Below are 13,931 nucleotides of genomic sequence, written 5' to 3' on the forward strand. Positions count from 1 at the left end.
CACACGTCAGTCGCCGCAATATGGGGGTGGAGGTGACGGTCTACAAGGGTGGACAGAGGAACTGGCGTTGTCGCCTGGTTTTCGCAGGGAATCGGCAGCGCCCGCGCACTGCCGAAATTACCGCAGAAAGGCTGTTTGCGGCTAGAGCGCGGCGAACGTGCCCTGGGCCTTGGCGATCAATTTGTCGTCCTGGAATACGTCGGCGTCCAGAACCAGCGTGCGGCGCCCGGCGTGCAGCACCCGGGCGGTGCACAGCACCTCGCCGTCGCTGACCGCTCGCACGTAGTTGATCTTGCATTCCAGGGTCACGCTGCGCCGGTCGAAGCCGTGGCTGCTGGAACAGGCCAGGCCCATGGCGATATCCACCAGGCTGAAGATCGCGCCGCCGTGCAGGAAGCCGCCCCGGTTGCGCAGGTGCGGCTCCAGCGACAGGGCCACCTCTGCCACGCCCTCTTCGAGGCGTTGCAGGCGGCAGCCCAGCAACTGGCTGAAGGCGCTCTGAACGATGTCTTCAGGCGCGTCCATCACTTCTTCTTCAACTGCTTGGCATTGGCGAACAGCGAAGCCATGGCGTTGTTGGCCGGCGGCGGGGTGTCCTTGACCCGTGCCGGCGCGCCTTGCTGGCGCGGGCCCGAACCCGGACGGCTGCCACGGGCGCCGTCGACTTTCTCGCCCGGAGTGTCGCTCATGCGCATGGACAGGCCGACGCGTTTGCGCGGGATGTCCACTTCCATGACCTTCACCTTGACCACGTCGCCGGCCTTGACCGCTTCACGCGGGTCCTTGATGAACTTCTCGGATAGCGCCGAGATGTGCACCAGACCGTCCTGGTGGACGCCGATATCGACGAAAGCACCGAAGTTGGTGACGTTGGTCACCACGCCTTCGAGGATCATCCCCGGTTGCAGGTCCTTCAGGTCTTCGACACCTTCCTGGAACTCGGCGGTCTTGAACTCCGGACGCGGGTCGCGGCCTGGTTTGTCCAGTTCCTGGAGAATGTCGGTGACGGTGGGCAGGCCGAAGGTCTCGTCGGTGAACTTCTTAGGATCGAGACGCTTGAGGAAACCGCTGTCGCCGATCAGCGAGCGAATGTCGCGGTCGGTCTCGGCGGCGATGCGCTGCACCAGCGGGTAGGCTTCCGGGTGAACCGCGGAGGCGTCCAGCGGGTTGTCGCCGTTCATGACGCGCAGGAAGCCGGCGGCCTGTTCGAAGGTTTTCTCGCCCAGGCGGCTGACTTTCTTCAGCGCGGCGCGGGTCGTGAAGGCGCCGTTGGCATCACGGTGGCTGACGATGTTCTGCGCCAGGGTCGCGTTGAGGCCGGAGATGCGCGACAGCAGCGCCACCGAAGCGGTGTTGACGTCGACGCCGACGGCGTTCACGCAGTCCTCGACCACGGCGTCCAGGCCGCGGGCCAGCTTGAGTTGCGAGACATCGTGCTGGTATTGGCCGACACCGATGGATTTCGGATCGATCTTCACAAGCTCCGCCAGCGGATCCTGCAGGCGGCGGGCAATGGACACCGCGCCACGGATCGACACGTCCAGATCCGGGAATTCGCGGGCCGCCAGTTCGGAGGCCGAATACACCGACGCGCCGGCCTCGGACACCATGATCTTGGTGATCTTGAGGGCGGGGTATTTCTTGACCAGCTCGGCGATCAGCTTGTCGCTTTCGCGGCTGGCGGTGCCGTTGCCGATGGCGATCAGCTCTACCGAGTGCTTGGCGCACAGGGCGGCGAGGATGGCGATGGTGCGGTCCCAGTCGTTCTTCGGCGCGTGCGGGTACACGGTGGTGTAGTCGAGCAGCTTGCCGGTGGAGTCGACCACCGCCACCTTGCAGCCGGTACGCAGGCCCGGGTCGAAGCCCAGGGTGGCGCGCGGGCCGGCCGGTGCGGCCAGCAGCAGGTCGTGGAGGTTGTGGGCGAACACGTTGATCGCCTCGCCTTCGGCGTTGTCGCGCAGTTCGCCGAACAGGTCGGTTTCCAGGTGGCTGTAGAGCTTGACCTTCCAGGTCCAGCGCACCACCTCGGCCAGCCATTTGTCGGCCGGACGGCCCTGGTTACCCAGGCCGAAGCGCTCGGCGATCATCAGTTCGCACGGGTGCAGGGTGCCGGGCAGTTCCTCGCCGACCTTGATCGACGCGGCCAGCACGCCTTCGTTGCGGCCGCGGAAGATCGCCAGCGCGCGGTGCGACGGTACGCTTTTCAGCGGCTCGTCGTGTTCGAAGTAGTCGCGGAACTTGGCGCCTTCTTCTTCCTTGCCGGCCACCAGGCGGGCGCTAAGGGTGGCGTCCTGCTTGAGGAAGCTGCGCAACTTGTCGAGCAGCGCGGCGTCTTCGGCGAAGCGTTCCATGAGGATGTACTTGGCGCCTTCGAGCGCGGCCTTGACGTCGGCGACGCCTTTTTCGGCATCGACGAAACGGGCGGCTTCGGTCTCAGGGGTGAGCTGCGGGTCGTTCAGCAGGCCGTCGGCCAGCTCGCCAAGGCCGGCTTCCAGGGCAATCTGGCCCTTGGTGCGGCGTTTCTGCTTGTACGGGAGGTAAAGGTCTTCGAGGCGGGTCTTGGTGTCGGCCAGCTTGATCTCGCGGGCCAGTTCCGGGGTCAGCTTGCCCTGTTCCTCGATGCTGGCGAGGATGCTGGCGCGCCGTTCGTCGAGTTCGCGCAGGTAGCGCAGGCGCTCTTCGAGGTTGCGCAGCTGGGTGTCATCCAGGCTGCCGGTCACTTCTTTGCGGTAACGGGCGATAAAAGGCACCGTGGAGCCTTCATCAAGTAGAGCCACGGCCGCCTCGACCTGTTGCGGGCGGACGCCGAGTTCCTCGGCGATGCGGCTGTTGATGCTGTCCATAAAACCACCTGACAAATTGTGAATGCTTGGGCCGCGAAGCCCGCGCCGCAGGGGCGCCGGGGCAGGGCGGCACTCGGTGAAAAGCGGCGCATTATACTCGTCGTGCCGGGCTTGCGGTGATAGCGGCTGGCCAGCCTTGTGGACCATTCCGCTGGCACACCAGGAAAAATCTGCTAACAATGAGCTCGGCACTGGCAAATGGCGGCTAAGCCATAATGCGCGCCGAGATTAAAGGAGCTACCCATGAGCAGCACTGCACAAACAGCCGAAGGCGAGAAAATCCTCATCGTCGATGACGATCCGGGCCTCAGCAGCCTTCTTGAGCGATTCTTCACCAGCAAAGGCTACCGCGCACGGGCAGTACCCAACGTCGAGCAGATGGACCGCCTGCTCGCACGGGAAGTCTTCAACCTTGTCGTCCTCGACCTGATGCTGCCTGGCGAGGACGGCCTTTCGGCCTGTCGCCGCCTGCGTGCGGCGAACAACCAGGTGCCGATCATCATGCTCACCGCCAAGGGCGACGAGCTGAGCCGGATCAAGGGCCTTGAACTGGGCGCCGACGATTACCTGGCCAAACCGTTCAACCCTGACGAACTGGTCGCACGGGTCAAGGCCGTGCTGCGCCGGCAGTCAGCCCCGGTGCCGGGCGCGCCGGGCAGCGAGGACGAAACCGTCACCTTCGGCGACTACGAGCTGTCGCTGGCCACCCGCGAACTCAAGCGTGGCGACGAAGTGCACATGCTCACCACCGGCGAGTTTGCCGTGCTCAAGGCGCTGGTCATGCATGCCCGCGAGCCGCTGACCCGCGACAAGCTGATGAACCTGGCCCGTGGCCGCGAGTGGGATGCGCTGGAGCGCTCCATCGACGTGCAGATCTCCCGCCTGCGCCGGATGATCGAGCCGGATCCGTCCAAGCCCCGGTATATCCAGACCGTCTGGGGCGTCGGCTATGTGTTCGTGCCGGACGGCAATGCCAGCAAGTGATCCGACGTTTTACGCAGTGACTGACCAGAAGCAGGGCCGCCGCAGGGTTGCCCTGCTTTTGCGTGAAGCGCCCCGCGTAAAGCCCGCGAGCCGCGCTCGCGCCTGCCAAGTGTGTAGCCGTTGTCCATGAAAACGCCGCTGTGGTTCCCGCAAAGCTTCTTCGCCCGCACCTTGTGGCTGGTGCTCATCGTCGTCCTGTTTTCCAAGGCGCTCACCCTGGTCTATCTGCTGATGAACGAGGACGTGCTGGTGGACCGCCAGTACAGCCACGGCGTCGCCTTGACCTTGCGCGCCTACTGGGCCGCGGACGAGTCGGAACGGGACAAGATCGCCGAAGCTGCCGGTCTGATCCGGGTCAACGGCAACAGCGTGCCCGAAGGCGAGCAGCACTGGCCCTACAGCGAGATCTACCAGCGGCAGATGCAGGCCGAACTGGGCGAAGACACCGAAGTCCGTTTGCGCGTCCATGCACCGCCGGCGTTGTGGGTGCGGGCGCCGAGCCTGGGCGATGACTGGCTGAAAGTCCCGTTGTACCCGCACCCGCTGCGCGGGCAGAAGATCTGGAATGTGCTGGGCTGGTTCCTCGCCATCGGCCTGCTGTCCACCGCCTCGGCGTGGATCTTCGTGCGCCAGCTCAACCAGCCGCTCAAGCGCCTGGTCTTTGCGGCGCGGCAATTGGGCCAGGGCCGCAGCGTACGTTTGCCGATCAGCGATACACCGAGCGAGATGACCGAGGTCTACCGGGCGTTCAACCAGATGGCCGAGGATGTCGAGCAGGCCGGCCGAGAACGGGAGTTGATGCTTGCCGGTGTGTCCCATGACTTGCGCACGCCGCTGACGCGATTGCGTCTCTCGCTTTCGCTGATGGCCAACGACAGTGACCTGACCGATGACATGGTCCGCGATATCGAAGACATGGACGCCATTCTCGACCAGTTCCTCGCCTTCATCCGTGATGGTCGGGACGAGCCGGTGGAGGAGGTGGACCTGAGCGACCTGGTCCGCGAAGTGGTCGCGCCGTTCAACCAGCCGGAAGAGCAGGTGCGTCTTTGCCTTGAGCCGATTCCGCCGTTCCCGCTGCGCCGGGTATCGATGAAGCGTCTGCTCAACAACCTGATCGGCAATGCCCTGCACCATGCCGGGCAGGGCGTTGAAGTGGCGGCCTACGTATCCGGCGACACCAGCGCGCCCTATGTGGTGCTCAGCGTGCTGGACCGGGGCGCCGGCATCGACCCTGGCGAGCTGGAAGCCATCTTCAATCCGTTCATTCGCGGCGACCGTGCCCGCAGCGGCAAGGGCACCGGGCTGGGGCTGGCGATCGTCAAGCGGATCGCCGCCCAGCACGGCGGTAACGTCGAGTTGCGCAACCGCTCGGGCGGAGGTATCGAAGCCCGGGTGCGCTTGCCGCTCGGGCTTCTGCTGCCACGCGACGCGGTTTAACCCTTGCCTTTGGTGCGGGTCAGGTTGGGCCCGCCATTCTTTTCCAGGTGCTCGATGATCATCCCGGCAACGTCCTTGCCGGTGGTGATCTCGATGCCTTCCAGGCCCGGTGACGAGTTCACCTCCATCACCAGCGGGCCGTGATTGGAACGCAGGATATCCACACCGGCCACGCTCAGGCCCATGACCTTGGCGGCGCGGATGGCGGTCATGCGTTCTTCCGGGGTGACCTTGATCAGGCTGGCGGTGCCGCCACGGTGCAGGTTGGAGCGGAACTCCCCCGGCTTGGCCTGGCGCTTCATCGAGGCGATGACCTTGTCACCGACCACGAAGCAGCGGATATCGGCGCCGCCGGCTTCCTTGATGTATTCCTGGACCATGATGTTCTGCTTCAGGCCCATGAACGCCTCGATCACCGACTCGGCCGCCTTGGTCGTCTCGCACAGCACCACGCCGATGCCCTGGGTGCCTTCCAGCACCTTGATCACCAGCGGCGCGCCGTTGACCATCTGGATCAGGTCGGGAATGTCGTCCGGGGAGTGGGCAAAGCCCGTGACCGGCAGGCCGATGCCACGACGCGACAGCAACTGCAGCGAGCGCAGCTTGTCCCGCGAACGGGCAATGGCCACGGATTCATTGAGCGGGAACACGCCCATCATTTCGAACTGGCGCAGCACCGCGCAGCCGTAGAACGTCACTGAAGCACCGATGCGCGGGATCACCGCATCGAAGCCTTCCAGTGGCTTGCCGCGGTAGTGGATCTGCGGCTTGTGGCTGGCGATGTTCATGTAGGCGCGCAGGGTATCGATCACCACCATTTCATGGCCCCGTTGCGTACCGGCCTCGACCAGGCGACGGGTGGAATACAGACGCGGGTTACGCGACAGCACAGCGATCTTCATGCAGCACCTGTGGAAGGGGTAATGGTCGCCGGGAACACCGGCTTGTCCTGAACGTATTTGAGCCCTGGGTTGACCACCAACTGGCCGTGCACCAGGGCTTTGGAACCGAGTAAAAGGCGGTAGCGCATGGCCTTGCGGCAGGCCAGGGTGAATTCGACTTCCCAGACCCGGTCGCCGAGCGCGAGCGGGGTGCGGATCACGTAGCGGACCTGGGCGTGGCCGTTGGAGCTCTTGATGGTTTTCATGGTTACCAGCGGTGCCTCGCAGCGCCGGTGGCGCAACTGCACCACCGAGCCCAGGTGCGCGTTGAAACGCACCCATTGTTCGCCGTTGCGCATGAACGGTTCGACTTCAGTGGCGTGCAGGCTGGAGGTGCTGGCGCCGGTGTCGATCTTGGCGCGCAGGCCGGCCAGGCCGAGGTCGGGCAGGGCCACCCACTCGCGCAAACCGATAACGCTCAAATGATCAAATGTCTTCACGATGCACAACCCGGGAAAATTCGGTGAACTGTAAGCAGGCAGCGGACTTTTTGCATCCGTAAGTGAAGGTAGTACAGTTCCATGACCGCTATGAATCGGAGCTGTGCGATGGCTTATCAGGAAGACGACGACAAGGTGCGTCTGGACAAATGGCTCTGGGCCGCGCGTTTCTACAAGACACGGGCCCTGGCCAAGGCCGCCATCGAGAGTGGCAAGGTGCATTGCCGTGGCGAGCGTTGCAAGCCGGGCAAGGAGCCGCGCATCGGTGACGAGTTCGTCCTGCGTACCGGCTTCGACGAGCGCACCGTGGTGGTCAGGGCGTTGTCGATCGTGCGCCGCGGCGCGCCCGAGGCACAGACGCTGTACGAAGAAACCGAAGACAGCATCCGCCGCCGGGAACAGGCGGCGGCGCTACGCAAGGCCGGTGCGCTGGGCGTGACCACTGATGGCCGGCCGACCAAGAAACAGCGCCGGCAGATCCATCAGTTCCAGGGCAACTACGACTGAGTGCTGACCACGCTCAGTCGCCCGATCAGCGGCAGCCTGGCGAACAGCCTGAACAGCGGCGCGGTCCAGCGCAGCAGCGCCGCGCTGCCCTTCGCCGCCAGGGGCGTGTAGTAACTCCAGCCCAGTGCCAGCAGCGCCATCAGCAGACCACCGATATAGTCGTCCTGGCCCCAGTGGGCGCCGGCCACCAGGCGCGGCAGCATGAACAGCACGGCCAGGCCCCAGATCACCAGGCTCTGCCACAGGCCACGGGTGAAGCGGCCCATGAACAGCGCCCAGATCAGCAGCACCGAGGCGTGGTCGCCGGGGAAACTCTTGCTGGAACGGTCCTTGAGTTCCCAGCCGGCTTCCAGTTGCGGATAGAAGTCGCTGAGGCGAATGGCATCGTCGAACATCATCGACGGGCTGTTATGTTGCCAGCCGGCCGCATCCACCCACTTGGAAAACAGCGCACGCACCACCACTAAGAGGAGCAGCGTGACGAGAAAGCCGAAAAAGGCTTCGCGCACCTGAGCGGCTTTGAATACCCAATTGCCACGGATCAGCAGGGCCAACAGGATCAGGCCGACAACGATGTCGAACGGACGCAGGCTGCCAAGGGTCCAGATGTAACGCCAGGCGGTGTTGTCGGCCAGCGGGCCGTTGAGGCTGTGGAACAGCCATTCGTCGAAAGTCAGGCACAGGATCTGGCCAAAAGGCCATAGCCAGAAACACAGTAGAGCGATGGGTAGCAGCGTGCACGCTGCCAATGGGCCCCATGACCACCTTGCTTGGAACAGTGGTCGATTGTCCATAAACTACCTCGATTGCCATCAATGGAAAGGAGCGCCGAGGCGGCGCTCTGCGACAGGGGTTTTGGATCCCTGTAACAATTTTGTCACAATTTCAGATAGCGGAACCTATGAGCGACTTCCCGGACACCGACTTCACCCAACGTTTCATCTTCGACGACCGCGATGTGCGCGGCGAACTGGTGTCGCTCGAGCGCAGCTATGCCGAAGTGTTGGCCAAACACGCCTATCCCGCGCCCGTCGCGCAACTGCTCGGTGAGTTGATGGCGGCGGCGGCGCTGCTGGTCGGCACGCTGAAATTCGACGGCCTGCTGATTCTCCAGGCGCGCTCCGAAGGGCCGGTGCCACTGCTGATGGTCGAGTGCTCCAGTGAGCGCGAGATCCGCGGGATCGCCCGTTATGAAGCCGACGCCATCGAAGCGGGTGCCGGCCTGCAGGACCTGATGCCCAACGGCATGCTGGCGCTCACCGTCGATCCGCGTCATGGCCAGCGCTACCAGGGCATCGTCGACCTCGACGGCGCCGATCTGTCGGCCTGCTTCACCAATTACTTCGCGCTCTCCGAGCAGTTGGGTACCCGTTTCTGGCTGACCGCCGACGGCACCCGCGCCAGTGGCCTGCTGCTGCAGCAACTGCCGGTGGCCCGCCAGCCCGACGCCGATGACCGCGCCGAAAGCTGGGCCCACGTTTCCACCATGGCCAGCACCTTGCGCAGCGAGGAACAACTGAGCCTGGACAACGAAACCCTGCTGCACCGCCTGTACCACGAAGATGCCGTGCGCCTGTTCGATATCCAGCCGCTGCGCTTCCGTTGCAGTTGCTCCCGCGAGCGCTCCGGCAACGCGCTGGTGAGCCTGGGCCTGGAGGACGCACGGCAACTCGTGGTCGAGCATGGCGGCCAGGTCGAGATCGATTGCCAGTTCTGCAACGAGCGCTACGGCTTCGATTTGACGGACGTTGAGCAATTGTTTGCTGGCGGTGGTGTGGACGCGCCGTCAGATACTCGTCACTGAAACGTTTCTGCTCAGGGAATTCTCCTGTCGAACGCCCGTAAAGCGCAGTTCTGACAGGAGGGCCCTACTTTTTTTGGGCGTTTCTGGCATAATCCGGCCACTTTTTTCGCTGTAGTAGTTTGTAAAGATCTACTACAAATCGTTTGGAGCACTCGGCCTCAGTGCCGGATGGGGAATCTCATGACGCAAGCCAACAACGCCGTGTTCACCGATCTGAGCGTCGACGAGCTGGTAAAAGAAGCATTGAAACGCGGTGAAGGCGAGCTGGCCGACACTGGCGCTCTGGTCGTGAAAACCGGTCACCGCACCGGTCGTTCGCCAGTTGACCGTTTCATCGTCGAAGAGCCGAGCACCCAGGACGCCATCGCCTGGGGCCCGATCAACCGCAAGTTCCCCGCCGACAAGTTCGATGCCCTGTGGGCTCGCGTCGAGGCGTTCAACAACGCTCAGGAACACTTCGTTTCCCACGTTCACGTAGGTGCTGCGCAAGAGCACTACCTGGCCGTCAAGATGACCACCCAGACCGCCTGGCAGAACCTGTTCGGCCGTTGCCTGTTCATCAACCCGGCCCAGTACAACCCGGCCGGTCGTGAAGAGTGGCAAGTGCTGAACGTCGCCAACTTCGAGTGCGTGCCTGAGCGTGACGGCACCAACTCCGACGGTTGCGTCATCATCAACTTCGCCCAGAAGAAAGTCCTGATCGCCGGCATGCGCTACGCCGGTGAAATGAAGAAAGCCATGTTCTCGGTGCAGAACTTCCTGCTGCCGGCGGCCGACGTACTGCCAATGCACTGCGCGGCCAACATCGGCGAAGAAGGCGACGTGACCCTGTTCTTCGGTCTGTCCGGCACCGGCAAGACCACCCTGTCGGCCGACGAAAGCCGCTACCTGATCGGCGACGACGAGCATGGCTGGGGCGAAGGCGTTGTCTTCAACATCGAAGGCGGCTGCTACGCCAAGTGCATCGACCTGTCCGAGAAGAACGAGCCGGTCATCTGGAAAGCCATCAAGCACGGCGCCGTGCTGGAAAACGTGGTTCTGGACGATGCCAAGCACGCTGACTACGCCGACGGCAGCCTGACCCAGAACAGCCGTGCCGCGTACCCGCTGGAGCATGTCGAGAAGCGTTCCGAGAAGAACCTGGGCGGCGAGCCGAACGCGGTCATCTTCCTGACCTGCGACCTGACCGGCGTACTGCCACCTGTGTCGATCCTGAACAACGAGCAGGCGGCCTACCACTTCCTGTCCGGCTACACCGCGCTGGTCGGTTCTACCGAAATGGGTTCGGGCGGCGGCATCAAGTCGACCTTCTCCACCTGCTTCGGCGCACCGTTCTTCCCGCGTCCGGCTGGTGAATACGCTGAGCTGCTGATCAAGCGCATCAAGGGCTTCGGCTCCAAGGTCTACCTGGTCAACACCGGCTGGACCGGCGGTGGCTACGGCGTTGGCAAGCGTTTCAGCATCCCGACCACCCGTGCGGTGATCGCGGCCATCCAGAGCGGTGCTCTGGTCGGTGCTGAAACCGAGCACCTGGGCATCATCAACCTGGACGTGCCGAAGTCGGTGCCAGGTGTTGATACCGAGCTGCTGAACCCACGCACTACCTGGGCTGACAAGGCTGCGTACGACGAAGCGGCGAAAGCGCTGGCTTCGCTGTTCATCGAGAACTTCAAGAAATTCGAAGTTTCCGACGCGATCAAGGCTGCGGGTCCGCAACTGTAAGTTGCCTGTAACCGCTGGCTGACAAAAAGCCCCGGCTCGTGAGAGTCGGGGCTTTTTGTTTTGGGTTGGTTTTGCCATTACCCCCACAATCCTTCAGCATCGAGACCCCACACCAGAGAGCGCCCCCATGTCCGACCCGTTGCAGATCGAACATTTCCCCCACGCCGGCTTCATCTCCACCCGCTGGCAGGACGCCGACATCAACGGCCAGATCGCCAGCGCCGCGGTGTATGGTTTTTTCGACACGGTGATCCAGTCCTACCTCGTCACCCACGGCGAAATCGACCCGCAGGAAGGTGAGGTAGTGGCGTTTGTGGTGAGTTCGTCCTGTGATTTCTACGCCTCGGCAGGTTTCACCGATCTGCTTCAGGTGGGTATTCGAGCCGAGCGCATCGCCGGCAGCACGGTGGAGTTCGAGGTGGCCCTGTTCGACGTCTCCGGCAAGCAGCTCTATGCCTTGGGCCGGGTGGTGCAGGTGTTCATCGAGCGCGCCACCGGCACGCCGGCAACCTTCCCCGAAACACTCAAGGATGCGCTGTACGCACTGAACTGAAGCCTGCCGCGCTCAGTCGTTGAGCCGGATGATGCCTTCGCGCACGGCGAACAGCACCAGCCCCGGCACATCGTGAATCTGCAGGCGGTGCATGATCTGCGAGCGGTGCGCTTCCACCGTCTTCACGCTCAGGCCCAGGCCGTCGGCGATGGAGCGGGTCGATTCGCCCCGGGCGATCAGCCGCAGAATCTCCAGTTGCCGGGTGGTCAACTGCATCGCCGGGCTGGCCTGGGGCCGGCGACGGTTCTGTTTCACCGCCTGGCCGATCACCAGCGGCAGCACCGCCGACGACAGGTACTGCCCACCGCCACGCAGCGACTGCAACGCCAGTTCCAGTTCCTGCACCGTCGCGCTCTTGAGCAGGAAGCCATGGGCGCCCTGTTGCAGGCAGTGCATCACGAACTCCAGCTCCGACCGCGACGACAGCATCAGCACCGTACACGCCGGCACGCGCAGGTACAGTTCACGCAGCAGTTCTTCGCCGGTCAGGGTGCCCAGGGCGATATCCAGCAGGATGATGTCCGGCTTGAGCTGTTCGGCCAGCTCGAGGGTGGAGACCGCGTCGCCTGCCTCACCGACTACCGCGTATTCTTGTTTTTGTTCGAGCAACGCTCGCAGGCCTGCGCGGAACAGGGGCGAGTCGTCGGCAATCAGTAATCGGCAAAGCATAGGTTTGAGCCCGTGTCGCGTAGGTGGGACGGTGAGGTGAAACAATCGTCGCTGCGCTGTGTTGCTCCCTGGGGTGGATGGCCTGCGGCAGGCACCGCTCAGCGGCGGCGCGAACAGGGCGGCTGTGGGGGGTGGTCTGGCCTGGAGGTGTTCAGCCATTACGGATGCTGGCGCCGAACTGAGTGATCAGTGCGGGCATGCGTTGCAGCGGCTCGATGGACTGGGCCGCGCCGAGGCGAATGGCTTCCTTGGGCATGCCGAACACCACGCAACTGGCCTCGTCCTGGGCCACGGTGCTGGCACCCTGTTCGCGCATGGCCAGCAGGCCACGGGCTCCGTCGTCACCCATGCCGGTCATGATGATGCCCAGGGCATTGCTACCGGCATGGCGTGCGGCGGAACGGAACAGGACGTCGACCGAGGGTTTGTGCCGGTTGACGGCAGGGCCGTCGAGCACGTCGACCAGATAGTGCGCACCGCTGCGCTTGAGCTGCATGTGCAGGCCACCGGGTGCCAGCAAGGCCAGCCCGGTGTGGACGCGATCCAGGTGTCTGGCCTCGCGCACTTCGATCTGGCACAGGCCGTTGAGGCGGCGCGCGAAATCGGCGGTGAACTTCTCCGGCATGTGCTGAACGATGACCAGGCCGGGGCAATCGCGCGGCAATTGCCGCAGGACGAACTCCAGCGCCTGGGTACCGCCGGTCGAGCAGCCAAGTGTAACGATTCGATCAGTGGTTTGGCGTAGCGCCGGGACCGCCGGCAAGTCTTTTTTTTCCAGCGGGGGCAGGGCGTGGCGGGCCACTGGTCGGGTTTTTGCCGCGTCCTCGATGCAGCGCACCAGCGTCCCGGCCAGATTCTCCAGACTCTGTCGCAATCCCAGTTTGGCCTTGGTGAATACGCCCACGGCACCAGCGGCCAGCGCCTCCAGGTTGAGGTCCGTGCCGGCCTCGGTGAGGGTCGAGCAGATGATGGTCGGGGTCGGTCGCTCGGCCATGATCTGGCGCAGGAAGGTCAGGCCGTCCATACGTGGCATTTCCACGTCCAGCACCAGCACGTCGGGCCAGTCGCGGCGCATCTTTTCGATGGCGTAGAGCGGGTCGGCAGCCATGCCGATCACCTGGATGCCAGGATGATTGCCGAGGAACTGGCTGAGCACCTGGCGCACCAGGGCCGAGTCGTCGACGATGAACACGCGGATCGGTGTGGAGCGCTCGATCATAGGCGTTCGAACACCGAAGGCCGTACCGGGCGCAGCGGCAGGTTGAAGCCGTGGATGCTTTCGGCGTGGCCGATGAACAGCAGCCCGCCGGGGCGCAGCCGCTCGGTGAGGTTGCGCACGATGCGCTGCTTCTGCGCGGTGTCGAAATAGATCAGCAGGTTGCGCAGGAAGATCACGTCGAACTGGCCGATGTTCTCCGGCAACGGCTGCACCACGTTGATCTCGCGCAGTTGCACCTTGGCCCGCAGCCAGGCCTGTACCCGCAGCCGTCCCTGCATGTCTTCGATCCCGCACAGGCAGTGGCGGTGCAGCCAGCCGTCGGGGAAGTAGCGGGCCTGGGCCATGTCGTAGATGCCCTGCTCGGCGAGGCCAAGCATGCTCAGGCTGAGGTCGCTGGCGAGGATCGACCATTCGTTGCCGCGGGCATGTTCGGCCACGGTCATGGCCATGCTGTAGGGCTCCTCGCCCGACGAGCACGCCGCGCTCCACAGGCGCAAGGGCCCGCTGCGCCCGCGCAGCCACTGGCCGAGGTACTCGAAGTGGGCGTGCTCGCGGAAGAAGTAGGTTTCGTTGGTGGTCAGCAGATCCACCACCAGGCGCCGCTCCCGCGCGTACTGCGGGTGGGTCAGGCGGTTCAGGTAGTCGTCGTAGCTGTCGAGCTCGAAGTGACGCAGGCGCTTCAGCAGGCGCCCGGCCACCAGCGAGCGCTTGTTGCTCGACAGGTGGATACCCGATGCGTCCTGCATCAATTGCTGCAACTGGCGAAAGTTCTGCTCGCCGAGTACCGGCAGCGAAGGCATGGCAGACAT

At 64.0% G+C, this 13,931-nt stretch carries 14 protein-coding genes; 6 read left to right on the top strand and 8 right to left on the bottom strand.

Features of this window, described 5'->3' with window-relative positions; translation table 11 throughout:
* Window positions 1-141: 141 nt before the first annotated feature.
* Both AC05QJ_RS02490 and AC05QJ_RS02495 read right to left on the bottom strand, forming a co-directional pair.
* Window positions 142-525, bottom strand: a complete 384-nt coding sequence (locus AC05QJ_RS02490) for a PaaI family thioesterase (RefSeq protein WP_476745426.1) — start codon at window positions 523-525, stop codon at window positions 142-144.
* Window positions 525-2,843 (bottom strand): Tex family protein, encoded by a 2,319-nt coding sequence (locus AC05QJ_RS02495; protein ID WP_476745427.1) that lies wholly within the window; start codon window positions 2,841-2,843, stop codon window positions 525-527. Before AC05QJ_RS02495 ends, AC05QJ_RS02490 begins: the two co-directional genes overlap by 1 nt.
* Before the next feature lie 243 nt (window positions 2,844-3,086).
* On the opposite strand from AC05QJ_RS02495, the gene ompR reads away from it, so the two are divergent.
* Window positions 3,087-3,827, top strand: coding sequence for an osmolarity response regulator transcription factor OmpR (ompR, locus tag AC05QJ_RS02500; RefSeq protein ID WP_476745428.1), 741 nt, complete (start codon window positions 3,087-3,089; stop codon window positions 3,825-3,827).
* Between the two features lie 126 nt (window positions 3,828-3,953).
* On the top strand, window positions 3,954-5,267 hold the full coding sequence (locus tag AC05QJ_RS02505) for an ATP-binding protein (protein ID WP_476745429.1): 1,314 nt from the start codon (window positions 3,954-3,956) through the stop codon (window positions 5,265-5,267).
* Here AC05QJ_RS02505 and rimK read toward each other — a convergent pair.
* Complete coding sequence (gene rimK, locus AC05QJ_RS02510; protein ID WP_316921742.1) at window positions 5,264-6,169, bottom strand: 30S ribosomal protein S6--L-glutamate ligase; 906 nt, start codon at window positions 6,167-6,169, stop codon at window positions 5,264-5,266. The genes AC05QJ_RS02505 and rimK overlap by 4 nt on opposite strands.
* Window positions 6,166-6,648 carry a retropepsin-like aspartic endopeptidase RimB gene (gene rimB / locus AC05QJ_RS02515; protein ID WP_476745430.1) on the bottom strand — a complete coding sequence of 161 codons (483 nt, stop codon included), beginning with the start codon at window positions 6,646-6,648 and terminating at the stop codon, window positions 6,166-6,168. Before rimB ends, rimK begins: the two co-directional genes overlap by 4 nt.
* 108 nt (window positions 6,649-6,756) lie before the next feature.
* Here rimB and AC05QJ_RS02520 point away from each other — a divergent pair, with 108 nt between their 5' ends.
* Window positions 6,757-7,155 carry an RNA-binding S4 domain-containing protein gene (locus AC05QJ_RS02520; RefSeq protein ID WP_476745431.1) on the top strand — a complete coding sequence of 133 codons (399 nt, stop codon included), beginning with the start codon at window positions 6,757-6,759 and terminating at the stop codon, window positions 7,153-7,155.
* On the opposite strand, the gene AC05QJ_RS02525 is transcribed toward AC05QJ_RS02520, so the two are convergent.
* Entirely contained in the window at window positions 7,146-7,949 is an 804-nt protein-coding gene (locus AC05QJ_RS02525; RefSeq protein ID WP_476745432.1) for a phosphatase PAP2 family protein, read from the bottom strand. The two genes, AC05QJ_RS02520 and AC05QJ_RS02525, sit on opposite strands and share 10 nt — an antisense overlap.
* Before the next feature lie 107 nt (window positions 7,950-8,056).
* Here AC05QJ_RS02525 and hslO point away from each other — a divergent pair, with 107 nt between their 5' ends.
* The 3 genes from hslO to AC05QJ_RS02540 all read left to right on the top strand — a co-directional run bounded on the left by hslO (window position 8,057) and on the right by AC05QJ_RS02540 (window position 11,234).
* On the top strand, window positions 8,057-8,959 hold the full coding sequence (gene hslO / locus AC05QJ_RS02530; RefSeq protein WP_476745433.1) for an Hsp33 family molecular chaperone HslO: 903 nt from the start codon (window positions 8,057-8,059) through the stop codon (window positions 8,957-8,959).
* Window positions 8,960-9,139: 180 nt separating this feature from the next.
* Window positions 9,140-10,681: a phosphoenolpyruvate carboxykinase gene (locus tag AC05QJ_RS02535; protein WP_476745434.1), complete on the top strand. Its 1,542-nt coding sequence runs from the start codon at window positions 9,140-9,142 to the stop codon at window positions 10,679-10,681.
* 127 nt (window positions 10,682-10,808) lie between these two features.
* Window positions 10,809-11,234, top strand: a complete 426-nt coding sequence (locus AC05QJ_RS02540) for an acyl-CoA thioesterase (RefSeq protein ID WP_476745435.1) — start codon at window positions 10,809-10,811, stop codon at window positions 11,232-11,234.
* Between the two features lie 12 nt (window positions 11,235-11,246).
* Here AC05QJ_RS02540 and AC05QJ_RS02545 read toward each other — a convergent pair whose 3' ends face one another.
* The 3 genes from AC05QJ_RS02545 to AC05QJ_RS02555 form a co-directional block, all read right to left on the bottom strand.
* Window positions 11,247-11,903: a response regulator gene (locus AC05QJ_RS02545; RefSeq protein WP_476745436.1), complete on the bottom strand. Its 657-nt coding sequence runs from the start codon at window positions 11,901-11,903 to the stop codon at window positions 11,247-11,249.
* A gap of 151 nt (window positions 11,904-12,054) precedes the next feature.
* Window positions 12,055-13,122: a protein-glutamate methylesterase/protein-glutamine glutaminase gene (locus tag AC05QJ_RS02550; protein ID WP_476745437.1), complete on the bottom strand. Its 1,068-nt coding sequence runs from the start codon at window positions 13,120-13,122 to the stop codon at window positions 12,055-12,057.
* Complete coding sequence (locus AC05QJ_RS02555) at window positions 13,119-13,931, bottom strand: CheR family methyltransferase (protein WP_476745438.1); 813 nt, start codon at window positions 13,929-13,931, stop codon at window positions 13,119-13,121. Before AC05QJ_RS02555 ends, AC05QJ_RS02550 begins: the two co-directional genes overlap by 4 nt.

It is taken from the genome of Pseudomonas sp. TUM25319 (assembly GCF_056388475.1).